At 29.5% G+C, this 18,927-nt stretch carries 15 protein-coding genes; 14 read left to right on the forward strand and 1 reads right to left on the reverse strand.

Going from position 1 to position 18,927, the window contains the following annotated elements; genetic code table 11:
* Nucleotides 1-39: 39 nt before the first annotated feature.
* A complete protein-coding gene (rpsT, locus tag KGF45_RS07670; protein WP_227432754.1) occupies nucleotides 40-306 on the reverse strand; it encodes a 30S ribosomal protein S20 in 267 nt (88 codons plus the stop codon).
* A gap of 458 nt (nucleotides 307-764) precedes the next feature.
* Here rpsT and KGF45_RS07675 point away from each other — a divergent pair, with 458 nt between their 5' ends.
* From KGF45_RS07675 to dnaJ, 14 genes are all read left to right on the forward strand, one after another.
* Nucleotides 765-2,417, forward strand: a complete 1,653-nt coding sequence (locus KGF45_RS07675) for a cell wall-binding repeat-containing protein (RefSeq protein ID WP_227842129.1) — start codon at nucleotides 765-767, stop codon at nucleotides 2,415-2,417.
* 272 nt (nucleotides 2,418-2,689) lie between these two features.
* On the forward strand, nucleotides 2,690-3,211 hold the full coding sequence (locus tag KGF45_RS07680; protein WP_227842130.1) for a helix-turn-helix domain-containing protein: 522 nt from the start codon (nucleotides 2,690-2,692) through the stop codon (nucleotides 3,209-3,211).
* A 75-nt stretch (nucleotides 3,212-3,286) separates the two neighbouring features.
* Complete coding sequence (locus KGF45_RS07685) at nucleotides 3,287-4,021, forward strand: alpha/beta fold hydrolase (RefSeq protein ID WP_413926589.1); 735 nt, start codon at nucleotides 3,287-3,289, stop codon at nucleotides 4,019-4,021.
* A gap of 484 nt (nucleotides 4,022-4,505) precedes the next feature.
* A complete protein-coding gene (gene gpr, locus KGF45_RS07690; RefSeq protein ID WP_227828199.1) occupies nucleotides 4,506-5,456 on the forward strand; it encodes a GPR endopeptidase in 951 nt (316 codons plus the stop codon).
* A 17-nt stretch (nucleotides 5,457-5,473) separates the two neighbouring features.
* Complete coding sequence (spoIIP, locus tag KGF45_RS07695; RefSeq protein ID WP_227828200.1) at nucleotides 5,474-6,481, forward strand: stage II sporulation protein P; 1,008 nt, start codon at nucleotides 5,474-5,476, stop codon at nucleotides 6,479-6,481.
* A 29-nt stretch (nucleotides 6,482-6,510) separates the two neighbouring features.
* Entirely contained in the window at nucleotides 6,511-6,774 is a 264-nt protein-coding gene (locus tag KGF45_RS07700; RefSeq protein ID WP_227842133.1) for a hypothetical protein, read from the forward strand.
* Nucleotides 6,775-7,056: 282 nt separating this feature from the next.
* Nucleotides 7,057-8,862: a translation elongation factor 4 gene (lepA, locus tag KGF45_RS07705; RefSeq protein WP_227861032.1), complete on the forward strand. Its 1,806-nt coding sequence runs from the start codon at nucleotides 7,057-7,059 to the stop codon at nucleotides 8,860-8,862.
* A 161-nt stretch (nucleotides 8,863-9,023) separates the two neighbouring features.
* On the forward strand, nucleotides 9,024-10,361 hold the full coding sequence (locus KGF45_RS07710; RefSeq protein ID WP_227842135.1) for a CCA tRNA nucleotidyltransferase: 1,338 nt from the start codon (nucleotides 9,024-9,026) through the stop codon (nucleotides 10,359-10,361).
* A 231-nt stretch (nucleotides 10,362-10,592) separates the two neighbouring features.
* On the forward strand, nucleotides 10,593-11,906 hold the full coding sequence (locus KGF45_RS07715; protein WP_227842137.1) for an APC family permease: 1,314 nt from the start codon (nucleotides 10,593-10,595) through the stop codon (nucleotides 11,904-11,906).
* 173 nt (nucleotides 11,907-12,079) lie between these two features.
* Nucleotides 12,080-13,255, forward strand: a complete 1,176-nt coding sequence (gene hemW, locus KGF45_RS07720) for a radical SAM family heme chaperone HemW (protein WP_227842140.1) — start codon at nucleotides 12,080-12,082, stop codon at nucleotides 13,253-13,255.
* Nucleotides 13,256-13,357: 102 nt separating this feature from the next.
* The gene (hrcA, locus tag KGF45_RS07725; protein ID WP_227828206.1) at nucleotides 13,358-14,377 is read left to right on the forward strand and encodes a heat-inducible transcriptional repressor HrcA; all 1,020 of its coding nucleotides are present in this window, start codon (nucleotides 13,358-13,360) and stop codon (nucleotides 14,375-14,377) included.
* 29 nt (nucleotides 14,378-14,406) lie between these two features.
* Nucleotides 14,407-15,027 carry a nucleotide exchange factor GrpE gene (gene grpE, locus KGF45_RS07730; protein WP_227432572.1) on the forward strand — a complete coding sequence of 207 codons (621 nt, stop codon included), beginning with the start codon at nucleotides 14,407-14,409 and terminating at the stop codon, nucleotides 15,025-15,027.
* 93 nt (nucleotides 15,028-15,120) lie between these two features.
* A complete protein-coding gene (gene dnaK / locus KGF45_RS07735) occupies nucleotides 15,121-16,968 on the forward strand; it encodes a molecular chaperone DnaK (RefSeq protein WP_227828207.1) in 1,848 nt (615 codons plus the stop codon).
* A gap of 208 nt (nucleotides 16,969-17,176) precedes the next feature.
* Entirely contained in the window at nucleotides 17,177-18,331 is a 1,155-nt protein-coding gene (dnaJ, locus tag KGF45_RS07740; RefSeq protein WP_227432574.1) for a molecular chaperone DnaJ, read from the forward strand.
* Nucleotides 18,332-18,927: the final 596 nt, after the last annotated feature.

Consider the following 18,927-nt stretch of genomic DNA (forward strand, 5'->3'; position numbering starts at 1 on the left):
ACATAGGGGTTATTATATATAAGAAATATAAACTGGTAATTAAGCGTTCATACCGTTTAACTTTTGAGCTAATTTAGCTACTTTTCTAGCTGCAGCATTCTTATGTATAGTTCCTTTAGAAGCTACTTGGTATATTCTCTTTTGAGCGTATTGGAACTTAACAACAGCATCCTCTCTGTTTCCAGCTGCAACAGCATCTTCGAATCTTCTTATTGCAGTTTTTATTTGAGATTTTCTAACTCTATTTAAAGCAGTTTTCTTTTCGATAACACTTATTCTTTTCTTAGCTGATTTTATATTTGCCACCGTGTTCACCTCCCTGTATTTTTTTCTCATATTCATCGTCAACATATTAGATTTTAACAGAAATAAATCTAAAAATCAAGGATTATTATTTATATATTTTAATAATGTTTTTTATTTTGATTTTTTAGACTATAGATTGTGTATAAATAATTTGCAATATCTTGTTTTTAGGTTGGTATATTTTGTGTTTTAAATATTTTAATATATATAAATTAATATTTCATTTTTGTAACAAATATTTTGATATAATACAAACTATTTACATACATTTTGATAGTATTTCCAATAATTATAAGATAATGCAAGAAATTACTCATTTTTGTAAATTTAATAAAAAATTTATAAAAATATAAATTTATATGTTTAATTAAGATAATTTTTCTAATAATTGAGATGTTTTTTTCATTTTATAGTATATTATTTAAGTAGAACTATAATATTTAGGAGGTATTTATATTATGAAAATATGTAAAAAATTATTAACTATGGGAATTTCATTCTTGTTAGTGATTTCTACTTTTCCAATAGTATCAAATGCACTAAGTTCGATTGATAGTATAAATGGTAAAGATAAGTATGAAACTTCAGCTATTATTGCAGATAGGCAGAATTATACTAAAGCCATCCTTATCAATGTGGATAATAGTTTAGCAGATGGATTATCAGCAAGTGGATTGGCTGGAGTTGAAAACGCACCAATATTATTGACTAAGAAAGATGAGATACCAGACTCAACATTAAAAAGACTTAATAATGTTAAAAAAGTGTACATAATAGGAGGAAATAATTCTATAGGAAGCAAAGTAGAGAATTTATTAAAGGAAAAAAATATTGACGTTGAAAGAATTGAAGGAAAAGATAGACTTAGTACAAGTTATAAGGTAAGTGACAAGATTTTAGAATTAAAAGGTACTTCAGGTAATGTACTGGTAGCAAATGGATTTAAAGGTGAAGCTGATGCTATAAGTGCAGCTTCAGTTGCATTTAAAAATGAGATACCTGTATTACTTACTAATGGCTCAGATATGCCTGAGCTTAAAATTAAAGGAGATAAAATATTTGCATTTGGTTCAACAAATACTATGAGTAATCAACTTGTAGAAAAATTAGGAGCAACTAGATTAGGTGGAATTGATAGATATGAGACTAATAAAAAGATAGTTCAACAGTTTTATGGTGGTGCTAAAGAATTTTATGTAGCTAGTGGCAGTGACCTAGTTTATCCGCTAATTGGCTCAACTCTAGCTGAAAGTAAACCAATTGTATTAGTTGGAAATGGAAGTAACAAAAGTATACTTAAAGGTGCTACTAAAATAACATCAATAGGGAATATTGATGCTTCTATAATAACACAATGTTTGAATGTAACTAATAATGTAGGTGACACTAATACAGGCGTAGTCAAAAACAATACAAACGAGGAGTATCCTTTAAAAGGAATGTTAGAGCAGTTTGGTCTTAATACAACAGGAAAATTTGGATGGGACATTAATTATGGTGGAAATGAAAATGGGAATGAACTTAGAGCAGATGGCAAATATTATTATATAAATAAAGGATATGCAGGATTAGGTGCATACGCTGCTGCATTTGCAGGTGAACCATACAAGAGTGTAATATTTAAAAATCTTGACCCTATAAAAATTATAGCAGGCAAAGAGTTGCTTACTTATGAGCAGACTAAAAATGAACTTGTAGTAATTAGAAATTTCCTAAATAGTTTCGATTGGAGAAATGCATCTGATATGGAAAAGGCGAATAGAGCTGCAAAACTGGTAATAGAGTCAAAATATGTGAGTGGGATAGCACATGATACAAATGTATATGGAAATCTTGTTGAAAAACGTGGTTCATGTGGAAGTTTTGCAAGTAGCTTTCATGTATTGACAAGGCTAATGGGAATGAATTCGATATATCAGGAAGATGGAGCCTTAAACCATGCTTGGAACTATGTGCAAATTGACGGTAAGTGGTATGAATTTGATGGTTCTGAAGTTGTATTATATAGAACTTCAGCAGAGTTTAATTTTTCTAGACTAGAAAATGCAACAAAAACTATGCCTAAGTACTATGATGCTAAGGCATTATCTGTATTAGGCTTCAACCAATAAAACAAGAAAGGTTCTTTAGGGAGCCTTTTTTATGATTGAATATCTTTAAACTCTTCAAAAAGTTGGATAAACACTTTCAAAAATATGTTTATCATTTAATTATTTATATTGAAAAAACATGTACATATATGATGGATTTTATAAATGTATTATTAACAATAAAATAAATATCGAAAAACTAACATGATTTTTAACGTTTTTACAGTGAACAGTTGAATAGTCTAAAAAAATAGACTATAATATTTTTATAGATTAAAGAAAGGGATGATAAGATGGATGTAGTAAAATTGATTCTAAATCCTGCTAGACTTCGTATTTTACAGTATATTCGACTTCATGGCAGTGTTCGTACATCTGATATAGTGAAGTATTTGAATGATATTCCTCGCGCAACGGTTTATCATCATGTCAAAATTTTAGAAGAGAATAATATGATTGAAGTAGTCAAAGAAAATCGTGTGCGTGGTACGATTGAAAAGGTTTATGCACTAAAGGAAGATGAAGTGCCAATGGAAGGTGATACATTTGTTGCACTTTCTACAGCATTTCATATAGGATTAATGCAGGAAATGAATGAGTATTTTAGCAGGAAAAATCAAGACCATAAAAAAGATAATGTACTTTTTACTTCAGCATTGTTATATATGACTGATAATGAATATAAAGATCTTCTTCAAAATATAGCTAATTTATTGAAACCATATGTAGATCAAAAACCTAAATCGAATCTAAGGCTTCGAAAACTCTCAATTATATCTTCTCCACCTGTAGTGGATGATGACAAGAAGAAATAACATTCATTTTATTTTTATAAGGAGAGGTGACATATGAAATTTCATGAATTTGGAAATAAAAAAAGTCCACATATAATGTTGATTCATGGAGGTGGGAACGCATGGTGGAACTATTTACGACAAGCACAGGTTTTGTCTGAAAACTATTATGTAATACTTCCTACATTGGATGGTCATGGAGAAGAATATGAGAATACATATATTTCCACAGAGGATACAGCAGACAAGTTAGTAGAATATATAGATAAAGAATGTGGTGGTCATATTTTTGCTTTGTGTGGTGTGTCACTTGGTGGTCAAATTGTGATGGAGCTTTTATCTCGAAAACCTGATATTACCCAAAAGGCAATTATTGATGGTAGTATATGCTACCCAAGACCTACTATGGCAAGGTTTTGTATTGCTGGTATTCGTTTTTGTGGAGGACTTCTATTTAGTGAGAAGGCCTGTCGTTTTCAAATTGCTATGATGCCAAAGCTATTACCTAAAAATATGCAGTACCCAGATGAAATCAAAGCATATTATATGCAGGATATGCCACATGTCAGAAAAGAAACATTATATAATATGTATCGTACTTATATGATGCAATATACACTTAAGGATAGCGTCAAAAAAACCACAGCACAAGTGATGTACTGGTATGGAGAAAAAGAAATGAAGTGTGTCAAAAGCTCTGCGAAAATGTTTCAGTCTTATGTGGCCTCATGTAGGATTTATGAAGCTAAAGGTTATAATCATGGTTATCTCTCTCTTTATCTTCCAAATGAGTGGCTAGCAATTGCTGAACCATTCTTTCAACAGAAATAAATGAAGTGAACAAGTCATTCTACTATGAACATAAAGTTTAGAAGATGCAACAAAGAACATGCCTATTTACTATGATGCTAAAATATTATCTGTATTAGGCTTCAACCAATAAAACAAGAAAGGTACTTTAGAGAGCCTTTTTTATGATTGAACATTTTTAAACCCTTCAAAAAGTTGAATAAACACTTTCAAAAATATGTTTATCATTTAATTGTTTTAGAGGAAATATATAATGAATGAAATCTTGGGAAGAAAGTGATAAATAGATTAAAAGGTAGCGCCTATGTAAATAGTTGCTACCTTTTTATATTTGTAAATAAATGATAGATAAGGAAGTTTACTGACCATTTACTGACCAAACTCGATTTTCTTACATTGAAAGCCTTAATTTTACTTGTTTTAAATAAATTTATAGTTTTTTGTTATAAAATACTAAATTTTGTTAACAATTATAATTAGCATTTAATTTATACTGGAGGTTTATATGATTAATGTAAGAACAGATTTAGCTTTAGAAGCTAGTGAAATGTGTGAAAAGTCTCAAGAAGGAAGTAGTATTCCTGGGGTAGAAATAGAAACTAAAGAATTAGAAAATTGTATTGTAACAAAAGTTGAAGTAATAGATGAACAAGGTTCAGAGATAATGAACAAAGATATAGGAAAATATATAACCCTAGAAAGTAATCTTATGAAGTTTGATGATGATGAGTCAAGAGAAGAAATGATAAGTTATTTAAAAGATGAATTGGTAGATGTGTTTGGACAAGACAAAAACAAAAAGACACTAGTAATTGGTCTTGGAAATAGAAATATTACTTCTGATGCATTGGGTCCAAAAAGTGTATCTAAAACACTGGTAACTAGACATCTCTTTAAAAATTATAACAAGGATTATGATGATGATTTTACTGAGGTATCAGCTTTAAGCCCAGGGGTTATGGGTGTTACTGGGATAGAAACTAGTGAAGTAGTGAAGTCATTAGTTGAGAAAGTGAAGCCAGATAGAGTAGTAGCAATAGATGCACTAGCATCAAGAAAAATGGAAAGAGTAAACTCTACTATACAAATATCAACAGCAGGAATATCACCTGGTGGAGGTGTTGGTAATACAAGAAAATCTCTCACTAAAGAAACTTTAGGAGTGGATGTTATTGCAATAGGAGTTCCAACTGTGGTTGACGCAGCAACTCTTACTATAGATGTTTTGGATATGGCAATAGATAATTTAATATCTCAGTCAGAAGAAACAGAAAGTTTTTATAATATGTTGAAAAAACTTAAAGAAGAAGAAAAATATCATCTAATAAAAGATTCATTAGACCCATATGATAAGAATTTAATCGTAACACCAAAAGATATAGATGATACAATTGAAAATCTATCTATAATAATAAGTGAAGGTCTAAATAGGTCTTTACATCCAGGTAGATTGTAAAATAAGGAGGAGCAAATATGTTTAAAAAATGCATTAAAGTAGTAACCTTGACTTTTATATTAGCATGCATTTTACCAGGAAAATCATTGGCTTTAAATCAAGATGACTTTTTGAAATTTTTAGTAAATTCATCTTATCCAGAAGCTAAAGTCGAAGGAAATAATACAGAAAATAAAAAGAGTGATAAAAATAAAGAAACAAGTAAAGAAAGTAAAGATGAAAATAAAAAATCTGAGGATGTAAGTAAAGCTGATAATAAGAAAGAAAGTGAAAAAGAATATATAAAACTTTATGTTGGTAAAGAAAATGTTCCAGACATTGAGTCAAAAAACTCAGATACAACTGAAACTAGTACTGCATCTAGTGAAGATTATAAAGATGATTTAAGAGTGACTAAAGAAAATCCAAGAATCTTGATATATCATACTCATGGATGTGAAACTTATTCAAATTCACCTGATGGAAATTATCATTCAAGAGATAAGAAAAATTCAGTAATGGAAGTAGGAAATGCATTAACTAGTGCTTTAGACAGTAAGGGATGGGGTGTAGTCCATACTACTAAATACCATGACTATCCATCTTATAATAACTCTTATGCAAGTAGTTTAAAAACAATAAAAAGTATACTCCCTAAATATAATACAGTGGACATAGCAATAGATTTACATAGGGATGCTAGGGATTTAACTAATCCAGCCACTAAAGAAAAAGACCATTTAAAATATACAACTATGATAAATGGAGAGAGAGTATCTAAATTCTTCTTTGTTGTAGGAGGAAAAAATGAAAATAAAGCACAGCTTAGAGCTTTAGCAGATGATATAACTGCTTTTGCTGAAAAGAAATATCCAGGCTTGGTGTCTCCAATAGTAGAAAAAGATTATGCTAGATTTAATCAATTTGCAGTTAAAAATCACATGTTAATAGAAATTGGAAATAATGCAACAAGTATAGAAGAATCTAAGGCTACTACAAAGTATCTTGCTGAAATTTTAGATGAATATTTTAAACAAAAAAATTAGATTGTTTAGTATAATTAGGAGCATGTTGAATGAGCCGATTAGAAAGAAATATAGAAGGTAAAAGTAAACAAAGAAAATATAAGTATATTATGAGAATTATATTTTTAGTTATTATGATTATAGGTACATCAGTTTGTGTATTTATAGTTGACAGTAATGCTAAAAGTATGTTGGGAATAAAACAACATAATTATTTCTCAAGTATTAAATTTGATATTACAAAGCTTGATATACCAAAGCTTGATATACCAAATTTTGATATACACAAAATTGTTGAAAAATTTAATAAGTAGTAAATAAGTGAATAAGGTTTATTGATTAAAATAAGCCTTATTTTAGTTATGTATCTTTAATTGTATAAAATAAAAATACATTAACTATCTTTTATAGGATTTACTTTAAGTTTATGATATTATATAATATTTAGTGTTAGGCTTGATAATCCACATATAATGTGGATAATTTTGTTTAATGCCAATTAGTTTATATTCAAAAATTTAAAATTTGATATATAAAAAGTTTTTATATAATATAAAATGATAACTATAAGAATAATCAAGAGGAGGGAATTTAAGGTGGACAATAAACAAAGTAGAACTAGAAATTTTAGTATAATTGCACATATAGACCATGGAAAGTCTACCTTAGCTGATAGATTAATACAACAAACGGGGCTTGTCAGTGAAAGAGACATGAAGAGTCAATTACTCGATAACATGGATCTTGAAAGAGAAAGAGGAATCACTATAAAGCTCCAAAATATAAGATTAATGTATAAGGCGAAGGATGGAAATGAATATTATTTAAATCTTATAGATACACCAGGACATGTAGACTTCAATTACGAGGTATCAAGAAGTTTAGTTGCGTGTGAGGGAGCATTATTGGTAGTTGATGCAGCACAAGGTGTTGAGGCACAGACTTTAGCTAATGTGTATCTTGCAATAGACCAAGATTTAGAAATATTACCAATAATAAATAAAATAGATTTACCAAGTGCAAGACCAGATGAAGTAAAACATGAAATTGAAGATATAATAGGGCTTGATGCAAGTGAAGCACCTCTTATTTCAGCTAAAACAGGTTTAAATATAGAAGATGTTTTAGAAGATATTGTAAAAAATGTTCCTGCACCTAAAGGAGATAATGAAGCTCCATTAAAGGCGTTAATATTTGACTCTTATTACGATGCTTATAAAGGTGTTGTAGCCTATGTTAGAGTGTTTGAAGGAACTGTTAAAAAAGGTATGACAATAAAAATGATGAATACTAAGAAAAAGTTTGAAGTAACTGAAGTTGGTGTTATGGCTCCAGGGCAAACTGAACTTAGTGAATTATCAGCAGGTGATGTTGGTTATGTTGCTGCTAGTATAAAAGATATAAGAAGTTGTCGTGTAGGGGATACAATAACAGATTCAAATAATCCTACAGAAGAACCTTTACCAGGATATAAAAAAGCTACTCCAATGGTATATTGTGGTATATATCCAGGAGAAGGTGAAAAGTATGAAAATGTAAGAGATGCTCTTGAAAAATTACAAGTAAATGATGCTGCTCTTGAATATGAGGCTGAAACTTCAGCAGCACTAGGGTTTGGGTTTAGATGTGGATTTTTAGGTCTTTTACATATGGAAATAATGCAAGAAAGACTTGAAAGAGAATTTAATCTTGATATAATCACTACAGCACCATCTGTTATATACAGAGTTACAAAAACTGATGGAGAAGTTGTAATGATACAAAATCCTGCAAATTTACCAGAAGTAGCTGAGATAAGAATGATAGAAGAACCTATAGTAAAAGGAGATATAATAGTTCCTAAAGATTATGTAGGTGTTGTTATGGAACTTTGCCAGGAAAGACGTGGAAATATGTTAAACATGGAATATATAGATGAGAGAAGAGTAATGCTTCATTACGACCTTCCTCTTAATGAAGTTGTTTATGATTTCTTTGATGCCTTAAAATCAAGAACTAGAGGATATGGTTCTCTTGATTATGAGATTAAGGGATATGTTGCATCTACTCTTGTAAAACTTGATGTTTTAATTAATAAAGAGCAAGTTGATGCTCTTAGTTTTATTGTACATGAAACTCGTGCTTTCCCTAGAGGAAAGGCAATGTGTGAGAAATTAAAAGGAGAAATTCCAAGACATCAATTTGCTATACCTATACAAGCTGCTGTTGGTAATAAAGTTATTGCAAGAGAGACAATAAGTGCTTTAAGAAAAGATGTACTTGCTAAATGTTATGGTGGAGATATATCTCGTAAGAAGAAACTTCTTGAAAAACAAAAAGAAGGTAAGAAGCGTATGAGACAAATTGGCTCTGTTGAAGTTCCTCAAAAAGCATTTATGTCTGTACTTAAGTTGGATGAATAATTTATTAAATTTTTATAAATTTAGATAAAAATACTTAAAAGCTAGAGTGAATTTAGAATTATTTCTAAATTAATCTAGTTTTTTTGTGGTATATTTTAATTAAACACATAGAGAATATAAGTAAGTGTATATTAAAGAAAAAATAAAAAAAGGTGATATTTATGACTAATATAGAAATTCCTAAAAAAGTGGATTATATAATTAAAGAATTAGAAAAAAATGGTTATGAGGCATATGTAGTTGGAGGATGTGTGAGGGATTGTTTATTAGAAAGAATTCCAAATGACTGGGATATAACAACTAGTGCAAGACCTGAAAAAGTAGTAGAGATATTTGAAAGAACTATTCCAACTGGTATACAACATGGTACTGTAACAGTCATGATTGAACATGAGCCATTTGAAGTGACAACATATAGAATAGATGGAAGCTATAGTGATGGTAGACATCCAGATTCAATAGAATTTACAAATGATATAGTTAAGGATTTGTCAAGAAGAGACTTTACTGTTAATGCAATTGCATACAATTCAAAGACTGGATTAGTTGACCCATTTAATGGCTGTGAGGATATACAAAATAAGTGTATTCGTTGCGTTGGAAATCCAATAGACAGATTTGAAGAAGATGCACTTAGAATGCTTAGAGCGATTAGGTTTTCTGCACAGCTTAATTTTAAAATAGCTGAAGGTACTAAACAAAGCATATACAAAAAAGCAGATTTAATAAAATGTGTGTCTATGGAAAGAATTCAAGTAGAATTCAATAAAATGCTAGTATCTGATTCATCTAAGTTAAATTTATTAATTTCAACAGGATTATTGAAATTTATAATTCCTGAAATATGTGATTTAGAAGATGTTATTCAACATAATCCATATCATATTTATAATGTTGGGAAACATACTTTGATAGCTACTGAAGTAATTGAAGATGAATTATATCTAAAGCTTACAATGTTATTTCATGATTTGGGTAAAAAAATTACTAAAACGACTGATAAAAATGGAATTGACCATTTTTATAGTCACAGTAGGGAGTCTTTTAAAATAGCAAAGCAAATTTTAAAGAGGCTTAAGTATGATAATTATACTATTAATAAAGTTCTAATATTAATACAATATCATGATTATAGAATAGAACCAAAAAGAAAAATTATTAAAAAGTTATTAAATAAACTGGGAGACATTGAACTATTTGAAGATTTAATAAAAGTTAATTGGGCTGACACACTTGCTAAAAACCCAAAATATGCAAAACAGAAAATATTAAACCTTATTGAGAGTGAAAAGGAATTTAAACATATAATAAGCCAAAATGAATGCTTTCATATTAAAGACTTAGCTATTAATGGAAACGATTTAATGTCTATAGGTGTTAAACCAGGTAAAGATATAGGGTATCTATTAAATAAGATGCTTGAAATTGTCATCAATAATCCAGAACTAAATGAAAAAGAAATTTTAAAAGAAAGAGTATTAGATATATACACATTTTAAGCTAGAAGATTAAACTTTAATTTAAGATAGAAAATATAATCCACATTTAAAAAATAGACAATCTTTAAAGATTGATATTCTATAATTTTAAATGTATAGCAAATTAATATAAAACTAGTAAGTTAATATAAAATTAGTAAATTAATATAAAAAAAAACTTTGGGAATACTAAAACCATAAATTTATAAAATTAATATTTTATGCACTTATAAAACAGTGAGGAGGGACATCATGCGTACTCAACTACAAAAGACTATTGGTCTTTCAGCAGCTCTTTCTACTGTTGTAGGTATGGTTATAGGTTCGGGAGTTTTTTTTAAGCCACAGGCAATATATACTACAACTAATGGAGCTCCAGGTCTAGGTATTATAGCATGGCTTTTAGGTGGATTTATAACAATAACTGCTGGACTTACAGCTACAGAAATATCAGCTGCTATCCCAAAAACTGGCGGTATGATGATTTATATTGAAGAGATATATGGAGAAAAACTAGGATTTTTAACTGGATGGATGCAAACTGTATTATTTTTTCCAGGCACATCAGCCGCATTAGGGGTAATATTTGCCCAACAAGCATCTGAACTTTTAAATATGAGTCCGAACAATATGTCAGTTGTGCTTCCAATAGCAATTGGAGTAATACTGTTTTTATCATTACTTAACATAATAGGTTCATCATTGGGAGGAAAAGTTCAGACTGTAGCTACTATTGGAAAAATGATACCATTAGCTCTAATAATAATCTTTGGATTTATTAAAGGTCAAAGTAGTGAAGTATTAAATCCATTTGTAGGTGATGGAGTTAATGTATCAAGCGCACTTGGACAAGTATTAATAGCAACATTGTTTGCATATGATGGATGGATAAATGTTGGGGCTATCTCAGGCGAGATGAAATCGCCAGAAAAAGATTTACCAAGAGCAATAGTTGGTGGGTTATCATTAGTTATGGCAGTCTATATTATAATAAATGTAGCATATCTTCGGGTTGTACCAGCAAGTGAATTAGCAACTGTTACTTCACCAGCAACATTAGTTGCAACAAAATTATTTGGAAATTTAGGTGGAAAAGTAATAACTGTGGGTATATTAATATCAGTGTTTGGTACATTAAATGGATATTTATTAACAGGGTCAAGAATACCATATACATTAGCTGAAAGAGGAACTTTGCCAGCTTCTAAAGTTTTATTAAAAGTAAATTATGGTGGGTCTCCTGTAAATTCAATACTGCTTATAACTGTATTAGCATGTATATATGCTTTATCTGGTCAATTTAATCTTTTGACAGACTTAACTATATTTTCAATATGGGTATTTTACGTATTGACTTTTGTTGGGGTTATAAGGCTTAGAAGAGAACAACCAGATTTACACAGACCATATAAAGTTCCTTTATATCCAATAATACCAATTATAGCTATATTAGGTGGGTTATTTGTAATAATAAATCAAATATTGACTTCAACAGCAATATCCTTAGGTGGTATATTCATAACCATACTTGGATTACCAGTTTATTATTATATGAAGAAAAGATAATCATTTGTTTTAAGTTAAAAAATTTGGATAAAAGTAAAAATCTACTTTTATCCAAATTTTTTATGATATTACATAGTGAAAATGTTTTATATGTGGCTTGATGAGTTATTTTGTTTGATTTATAATTTAATAACTGATGCTTTAAGATAATTTTAAGAAATGAGGAATATAAAATGTTAGGACTTTATATACATATACCATTTTGTGTGAAAAAATGTAAGTATTGTGACTTTAATTCTTATAAAATGGACCTAGATTCAAAAAAAAGATATATAGAAGATTTGAAAATAGAAATGGAGTTACACAGCAATAAATTAAATAGAGATGATAAATACAAAAATAAAGAAGATTTCAATTTAGACAAAAACAATATAATAACAAGTATATTTATAGGTGGAGGAACACCTAGTATTTTGACATCTGAAGAAATAAGAGAAGTATTTGTAAGTATAAAAGAAAAATTCAATATAGATAAAAATGCAGAAATAACTATAGAATGTAATCCTGGTACACTTACACTAGAAAAATTAGAAACTATGAAAGAAGTTGGTATCAATAGACTTAGCATAGGGTTACAAGCTGTCCAAGAAAAGCATTTGAACTTTATAGGAAGAATACATAGTTATAAAGAATTTGAGAAAAACTATATGGATGCACTGAGTGTAGGATTTAAAAATATTAATGTAGATTTAATGTATAGTCTTCCTAATCAGACACTATGTGATTGGAAGGAAACTCTTGAAAAAGTTACAGATTTAAATCCAACACATATATCAGCATATTCTCTTATATTAGAAGAAGGTACTGAACTATATAATATGTATGAAAATAATCAATTTGACCTTATAGATGAAAATATAGATATAGAAATGTATGAGTATACAATAAACTATTTAAAGTCAAAAGGATACAACCAATATGAAATATCAAATTACTCACAAGAAGGCTATAATTGTAAACATAATATTTTATATTGGGAATGTGAACATTATATAGGTCTTGGAGCAGGAGCTTCTGGTTATATTGATAATAATAGATATAATAATTTAGAATCTTTAGAGGATTATCATTTAAGTCTGATTAAAAGAGAGAAGCCAATAGAAGATAGTGAAAATCTTTCTATAAAAGATATGATAGAAGAAAAGATATTTATGGGTCTTAGAATGAATAAGGGAATAAAATTTAAAGATTTTGAAAAAAAATTTGGAATAGATTTTAGAGAAAAATACAGTAAGCAGATAGAAATGTTACTAGCTAGAAACCTTATAAACCAAAGCTTTGAGGGCATACAATTAACTCAAAAGGGAAGAGAAATATCTAATAGTATATTTATAGAATTTATGGAATGATTTTTAAGGTGTTGACAAAATAAATTTATAATGGTATATAATATATATAATCTTTTTAGCACTCGAACTTAGTGAGTGCTAACAGCTAGGAGGTATAATAATATGGAATTAAATGAAAGAAAATTAAATATCCTCAAAGCTATAGTTAAAGATTATATAGAAACAGCTGAAGCTATAGGTTCTAGAACAATATCTAAAAGGCATGATTTAGGTGTTAGTGCTGCCACCATAAGAAATGAAATGGCTGACCTTGAAGAATTAGGATATTTAATTCAGCCACATACTTCTGCGGGTAGAGTACCATCTGAAAAAGGCTATAAGTTATATGTAAACTCTCTTATGAGTAAAAGTGAATTGGATGATAATGATAAGATTCTTATTGAACAATGTATGAATCATAACATAAATCATATAAAAGAATTAATTCATGAAACGTCTAAGCTATTATCTCAATTAACTAACTACACAACTGTAGCAGTTACTAAGAGTTTGATAAATCAAAGCGTCATAAAGCATATACAGTTAGTTGCTATGAATGACAATAATATTTTACTTATAGTTGTAACAGATAAAGGGGACTTAAAAAAAGCTAACCTTACAACTAATGTATATTTAGATCAATCTAAGTTAAATTTGATTTCTGATAATCTTACAAAGAAGCTCTCAGGAAAAAGTATAACAGATTTAGATGATAATCTGATTGCTTTTATTAAATATGAAATAAGTGAGTATTCAGGGTTTATAGATGAACTTTTAAATGCCCTAAACTCAAATATGGAAGAAGAAGATTTTTCTCTATCATTAAATGGAGCCACTAATATATTTAGTTATCCAGAATTCAATGATGTGTTAAAAGCAAAGTCATTTTTAAATATGTTAGAAAGAAAGGAAACAATAGCTGACATAATTAAATCAAAGGGAATACAAAAAGAAAATCTAAATATAATAATTGGTAGTGATAATGATTGTAAATTGGCACAGGATTGTAGTATAGTTACAGCAACTTATAATGTAGACAGAGACTTAGTTGGGCGAATAAGCTTCATAGGACCTACAAGAATGGATTACGCTAGAATTTACTCTATAATAAATTATATGAGTTTATTAATTAATAGAAAGTAAAGAAATTTTAAATTGAGGGGTGTAAAGTCTTGGATAAAAAAAATGAGCAACAAGAAGTAAAAGAAGAAAATGATACTTCTATTAACCAAGAATCTGAAACTCAAGTAGAGTTAGAAGATGAAGTTGTTAATGAAGAATGTGAAGAGTCAAGCGAAAAAACTGATGAAGAAAAAGCTGATGATGAAAATGTAACAGATATAAATTCTAAATTAGCAGAAAAAAAATTAAAAGATGAAGTAGATGAATTAAATGACAAATATCAAAGACTTCAAGCCGAATATGCAAACTATAGAAGAAGAACTCAACAAGAAAAAGAAACAATTGGTGTGTTTGCAAATGAGAAAATAATAACTGAGTTAATACCAGTTATAGATAGTATGGAAAGAGCCTTAGATGCATGTGAAGATAAGGAAGATACTATGTATAAGGGTATAAGCCTTGTACATAAGCAATTAATAGATACTCTAGTAAAATTTGGAGTAGAAGAAATAGAAGCAGAATCTAAGGAATTTGACCCAAACTTACATCTAGCAGTTATGCAAGAGAGTGTAGATGGAGTAGAAGCAAATCAAATAGTGATGGTACTTCAAAAAGGATATAAACTAGGAACTAAAGTTATAAGACCTTCAATGGTTAAAGTTTCTTGCTAAGTATATAAATTAAGGTTAAAATATTTAGCCTAATATAAAATACACAAATAAGTAAAATTTAATTATACAATTACTCAAGGAGGATTTTTAGTCATGGGAAAAATAATAGGAATAGATTTAGGAACAACAAATTCATGTGTTGCAGTATTAGAAGGTGGAGAAGCACAAATAATAGCAAATAATGAAGGTATGAGAACTACTCCATCAGTAGTGGCATTTACAAAAGATGGTGAAAGAATAGTTGGAGAACCTGCAAAAAGACAAGCAGTTACAAATGCAGATAAAACAATAACTTCAATAAAAACTCACATGGGAACTGATTACAAAGTAAATATAGATGGAAAATCATATACTCCACAAGAAATATCAGCAATAATATTACAAAAATTAAAATCAGATGCAGAAAGTTACTTAGGACAAACAGTAACAGAAGCAGTTATAACAGTTCCAGCGTACTTTACAGATGCTCAAAGACAAGCTACTAAAGATGCTGGTAGAATAGCAGGGTTAGATGTTAAGAGAATAATAAACGAGCCAACAGCAGCTGCACTTGCTTATGGTATGGACAAATTAGACCAAGAAAAGAAAATATTAGTATTTGACTTAGGTGGAGGAACTTTTGACGTATCTATACTTGAAATAGGTGATGGTACTTTTGAAGTTTTAGCTACAGCTGGTAACAATAGATTAGGTGGAGATGACTTCGACCAAATAGTAATAGACTATTTAGCAGATGAATTCAAAAAGGCTGAAGGTGTAGATTTAAGAAATGATAAGATGGCTCTTCAAAGATTAAAAGAAGCAGCAGAAAAGGCTAAGAAAGAATTATCATCAACAATGAATTCAAACATAAACTTACCTTTCATAACTGCTACAGCAGAAGGTCCAAAACATTTGAATATAGATTTATCAAGAGCTAAATTTGAAGAATTAACTAGAGGTTTAGTTGAAAAAACTATGGAACCAACTAAGAGAGCTTTACAAGATGCAGGACTTTCTACAAGTGAAATAGATGATGTATTACTAGTTGGTGGTTCTACAAGAATACCAGCAGTTCAAGATGCTGTTAAGAAATTTATAGGAAAAGATCCTCATAAAGGTATAAACCCAGATGAATGTGTTGCAGCAGGAGCTTCTATACAAGCAGGCGTTTTAGCAGGAGATGTTAAAGACTTATTACTACTAGACGTTACTCCATTATCTCTTGGTATAGAAACTATGGGTAATGTAATGACTAAGATAATAGAAAGAAACACTACAATACCAACTAAGAAGTCACAAGTATTCTCAACTGCTGCTGATAATCAAACAGCTGTTGATATACATGTACTTCAAGGTGAAAGAAGTATGGCTTATGACAACACAACTTTAGGAAGATTCCAATTAACTGATATACCACCAGCACAAAGAGGAATACCTCAAATAGAAGTTACATTTGATATAGATGCAAATGGTATAGTTAATGTTTCAGCTAAAGATTTAGGTACAGGAAAAGAACAAAAAATAACTATAACGTCAAACACTAATTTATCAGAAGCAGATATAGAACAAAAAATAAAAGAAGCTGAAATGAATGCAGAAGCTGACAAACAAAAGAAAGAGAAAATAGAAGCATTTAACCAAGCTGAATCTACTATATATCAAACTGAAAAAACTTTAAATGAACTTGGAGATAAAATAAGTGCAAGTGATAAAGAAGATATAGAAAAAGCAATAGCAGACTTAAAAGTTGTAAAAGACAATCAAGATGCTACAGCAGAAGAGCTTAAGAAAGCTACAGAAGAAGTAATGACTAAGTTCCAAAAAGTATCTCAAGAAATGTACCAAAATGCAGCACAAGAACAGCAAGCAGCCCAAGGTGCAGAGCAAGCTCAAGATAATGGACCTAAAGATGACAATGTAGTAGATGCTGACTTTAAAGAAGTAGATGAAGATAAATAAGCTATATAATATAACATCAAATGATAATTGAAGAATAGATTATTTATGAAAATCATATAGATATTAAAGATATATGGACAATATACATCATAAAGAATATAATATATCATAGATTATATAACTTAAAGTAGAATATAAGAATTAATGATAGCTTGTAGTTTATTATTCTACAAGCTATCATTTTGTAAAATGAAGGTGGTGTCAATTTTTGAGTACAAAAAGGGATTATTATGAAGTCTTAGGTATCAGTAAAGGTGCAGAAGCTCAAGAGATAAAAAAAGCTTACAGAAAGTTAGCAATGAAGTACCATCCAGATAGAAACCCTGGTGATGAAGAGGCTGAGGAAAAGTTTAAAGAAATAAATGAAGCTTATGAAGTACTTTCAGATGATACAAAGAGAAAGACTTATGACCAATTTGGACATGATGGGCTAAATGGTCAAGGAGGCTTTGGAGGCCAAGGTGGATTTAATGGCCAAGGCTTTGGTGGATTTGAAGATATGTTTGGAGATATATTTGGCGACATGTTTGGAGGAGGCTTCGGAGGTGGAAGACAAAGAAGAAGAGGTCCTCAACGTGGTGCAGATATAAGACAAAATGTTACTATATCTTTTGAAGAAGCTGCATTTGGTAAAAAAATGTCTATAAAGTTAAATAGAAGTGAAGAATGTGATGAGTGTGATGGAACTGGAGCAAAACCAGGAACATCAAAGAAAACTTGTTCAACTTGTAATGGAACTGGTCAAGTTAGAACTGTTCAAAGAACTCCATTTGGAAATATAGCAAGCTCAAGACCTTGTAGTACTTGTAATGGAACTGGAGAAGTAATTGAATCTCCTTGTAGCAAATGTCATGGAACTGGAAATACAAGAAAAGTTAAGACTATAGAAGTAGATATACCTGCAGGTATAGATGATGGTCAAATGATAAAACTTGCTGGTCAAGGTGAAGTGGGAGAAAAAGGTGCTCCAAGAGGAGACTTGTACATTGTAGTTAATGTAAAGTCTCATCCACTGTTTACTAGAGATGGAAATGATATTTACTTTGAAATGCCAATTACATTTGTTCAAGCAACTTTAGGTGATGAGATAGAAGTACCTACTTTGGATGGAAAAGTTAAGTATAGTGTGCCAGAAGGAACACAAACTGGAACTGTATTTAGACTTAAAGAAAAAGGAATTCCTAGAATTAGAGGTAATTCAAGAGGAGACCAATATGTTAAAGTTGTAGTCGAGATTCCTAAAAAATTAAATGATAAGCAAAAAGATCTATTAAGAGAATTTGCGAAGGAGTGCGGGTCGAACGTCCACGAAAAGAAAAAAACATTCGGACAGAAAATAGAAGATATGTTTAAGAAAAAGTAGTTAAAATAGCCAATATAATGTAATCATATTCTTTAGAATCTAAATTATTTAGTTATAAGATTTTGAATTAATATAATATGATTTTTATATTGGCTATTTTTAATTTTATAAATATATAAAAATAGTTTTTATTAAAAAAAATAAAACTGAATATAAGTAATTTTCTGAAAAATTCTTGTCCCTACATATATAATATGCTATAATATAATCAAATAAGAGAAAGGGGTGATTCCAGTGGGAACGGATGTGGCACAGCCAAATGATGAAGAAAACTCAATTATAATCTATGAAATAAAGTTAGATGCTTTTAGTGCTATATTAAGTACTGGAAAAACTCAAAAGCTGGGATAATTATTGGAATTGCCTAGACTTAAAATTTTGGTAGTAAAGTAGTCATATTGTATAGCCAAAGCATCTAAGTTTTAAAGTTATTTGTAAGAATTAAAACTTTTGCAAATTGCATATTTGCTTATAATTTAGTTAGAAAAATTTACGTAAAAAATTGCTTTCGATATGTGCATGTGTAAAGAAATATGTATGTATGGTTAGGTAATAGGCTAGATATGTATGTAAAGAAATATGTATTTAGTCAAATA

The organism is Clostridioides sp. ZZV14-6154 (assembly GCF_020657785.1).
GTDB lineage: Bacteria > Bacillota > Clostridia > Peptostreptococcales > Peptostreptococcaceae > Clostridioides.

Coding starts and splice junctions, on each gene's coding strand:
- KGF45_RS07675 (WP_227842129.1), top strand. CDS start 765: ATGAAAATATGTAAAAAATTATTAACTATGGGAATTTCATTCTTGTTA.
- KGF45_RS07680 (WP_227842130.1), top strand. CDS start 2,690: ATGGATGTAGTAAAATTGATTCTAAATCCTGCTAGACTTCGTATTTTA.
- KGF45_RS07685 (WP_413926589.1), top strand. CDS start 3,287: ATGTTGATTCATGGAGGTGGGAACGCATGGTGGAACTATTTACGACAA.
- gpr (WP_227828199.1), top strand. CDS start 4,506: ATGATTAATGTAAGAACAGATTTAGCTTTAGAAGCTAGTGAAATGTGT.
- spoIIP (WP_227828200.1), top strand. CDS start 5,474: ATGTTTAAAAAATGCATTAAAGTAGTAACCTTGACTTTTATATTAGCA.
- KGF45_RS07700 (WP_227842133.1), top strand. CDS start 6,511: ATGAGCCGATTAGAAAGAAATATAGAAGGTAAAAGTAAACAAAGAAAA.
- KGF45_RS07710 (WP_227842135.1), top strand. CDS start 9,024: ATGACTAATATAGAAATTCCTAAAAAAGTGGATTATATAATTAAAGAA.
- KGF45_RS07715 (WP_227842137.1), top strand. CDS start 10,593: ATGCGTACTCAACTACAAAAGACTATTGGTCTTTCAGCAGCTCTTTCT.
- hemW (WP_227842140.1), top strand. CDS start 12,080: ATGTTAGGACTTTATATACATATACCATTTTGTGTGAAAAAATGTAAG.
- hrcA (WP_227828206.1), top strand. CDS start 13,358: ATGGAATTAAATGAAAGAAAATTAAATATCCTCAAAGCTATAGTTAAA.
- dnaK (WP_227828207.1), top strand. CDS start 15,121: ATGGGAAAAATAATAGGAATAGATTTAGGAACAACAAATTCATGTGTT.